The following is a 2,199-nucleotide window of genomic DNA, read 5'->3' on the forward strand; positions in this document are numbered from 1 at the left end:
ACGGCCCAACCTTTGTCAGCAGATACAAAGTCAACCGCAGTCAATAGCACTGAAACAGGTACCGATGCCTGAACCCAGTTAGCACCCCGGTCGTCTGAATAAAGGATGTGCCCACGCGCCCCAACAGCCACTAACCGACTACCCACATTCTCGATATCCACTAAAAGATAATCGGAAGCCTTTTCTGAAGGCATTGCTGGGGTTTCCAGTACGCCCTCAAAAGCAAGTGCGTTAGAGCTGACTGACGCAACACTTGCACCAAGCATCGCAACTGCACACTTTTTGGCCAAGGGCGAGTTGAGCATGTATCGGAGAATAGAATTCATTCGTTATCCTTAAAACTAGGAAACGCTCTTCGAGAGAGCGTTTTTTAAAAACCAAAGATTGTTAACGTGCTCGGCGTCGCAGAGACTGCGGTTTAAAGTAGCGCTTGTTGGGCACTTTATTTTCAAAAACAGGTGCCTGTCGTTCTTCAGAGTAAACCCCGTTTGCACTATATCTACGTGATTGCAAATCGTGAAAAACGTTCGCAGAGGTCCAGGTGCCTGGAAGCTCATAGTAGTTTTTCAGTAATGAAGCGCTGACTCTCCAAAGCTCGCCGCGATTGTCATATTGATCAACCAAAGCAACACCCCAAGAATCTTCATCAACGTAGAACACTCGCTTCTTATAAATGTGGCGAGCTCCTTTTTTCAAATTCGCTTCAACAACATGCACTCTGTGTAGCTCCCAGCGAACATAATCTGGGTTTAAGTGACCGGCCTGAGCTAGCTCACTATATTCGAGACCTTTCTGACCGACCATATAGTTGTTATAAGGAATGAAAATCTCTTTAAGACCTTTGTATTCCCAATCGTAGCGGTCAGGTGCGCCGTTATACATATCTGTATCATCGGCAGTACGCGTATTATCTGAAGATGCAATTGGTGAATCATAGGCAAGGTTGGGTGCCCGGCGAACACGACGCTGGCCTGCGTTGTAATCCCATGCCTGACGTGGATCTTTGGTTTGATCCAAGGTTTCATGAACAAGCAGAGCCCCACCAGCCAAACGCGCAGGCGCTTTATTGAATGTCAAAAAATAGAAAAGGATGTTATCGAGCTTCTTAAAACTTCCTTCGGGGTTATGAAAGTTAAAAAATACTTCTTGCTGTTTTGTGATAGGAGAGAAATCACCATCTCGTTGAACAGCAAGTTCGGTATAACGACCCGTTAAGAAAATACCACGCCAGCGAGTTAGGTGATTCCACATAACCTGCAAAGCTTTATCTTCACTATTGCCACTCAAGATCGGAAAAGGAATTCCACCGAATGCATCTTTGATTCCAACCCCCCCCTTAGACAACGTTGCAGTAAGGGCGTTCTTCTTTGTGTTCTCGAGCACCCAATCTGGCATGGCATGAGTTCGTCGACTCGGATAAACATTCATTGCAAACGTATTGGGATACGCTTCCATTAAAGCGTACTGGCCCGGAGTCATGTATTTTTCAAAACCCGGATAGTTCGCTTTATCAATTTTGTATTTCACCTCATCGTCCGCAAACGGATCAATATGGTGCTGCCCGCTACCTTCATAGCCCGCAGGTGCTTCTGTAAGACCTCCAGTCCATGGCGGAATCGTTCCTGCCTCGTTTCCTTCTTTAATCGATCCAAAAGGTGTGAGTGAAGTGCCTAGCTTGTCAGCTTCGGCCTTGGACACTTTCGCATTCACTACTGTCGTATACGACCCACACGCTATAACTGCACCTAGAAGCAGGGTTCTTATTCTCATGATAATTCCTTTGTCTAAACGAGACTTGAGCACTGCCAAAGTGACGGCTCACAAAAACACGTAATTTTTTTATCTTAACTACTTAACTTTTAGCAGATAATTCGCGCGTGTCTATCGAAGTTTTGTTATAAAACTTTTCAAGACTCAAAGTTAAACCTCTGTTTTAGCGTAAGAAATAAACAAAGAAGCCGTATGCGGGGAAGCACACGGCTTGAGATTTTGAAAACCAAATGCGTGAGGGCTAAGGCAAACTTTTTTCTACGATTTCTCTCAAGTCTTTTGAGAGTGACTCCTTACCGTGAATTCTCTGAAGCTGCTCGGTCATCAGCGTTTGCCTCGCCACTGAAAACTTCCTCCAGCGCGTCAATGGCGTCGCCAAACGCGATGCAATCTGCGGGTTCTGATCGTCTAACTTAATAATCTGATCTG

At 45.4% G+C, this 2,199-nt stretch carries 3 protein-coding genes; all 3 read right to left on the reverse strand.

The features are described from left to right. Positions 1 to 326, reverse strand: a 326-nt coding sequence (locus A3750_RS12935) for a WD40/YVTN/BNR-like repeat-containing protein (protein ID WP_369819942.1), incomplete at its 3' end; no start/stop codon positions are given. 61 nt (positions 327 to 387) lie between these two features. Then, positions 388 to 1,770 (reverse strand): DUF1329 domain-containing protein, encoded by a 1,383-nt coding sequence (locus A3750_RS12940; protein ID WP_068458603.1) that lies wholly within the window; start codon positions 1,768 to 1,770, stop codon positions 388 to 390. A 241-nt stretch (positions 1,771 to 2,011) separates the two neighbouring features. Then, a partial coding sequence (locus A3750_RS26145) for an aminopeptidase N C-terminal domain-containing protein (protein WP_197475026.1) occupies positions 2,012 to 2,199 on the reverse strand: 188 nt, incomplete at its 5' end.

This window comes from Oleiphilus sp. HI0079, assembly GCF_001635105.1.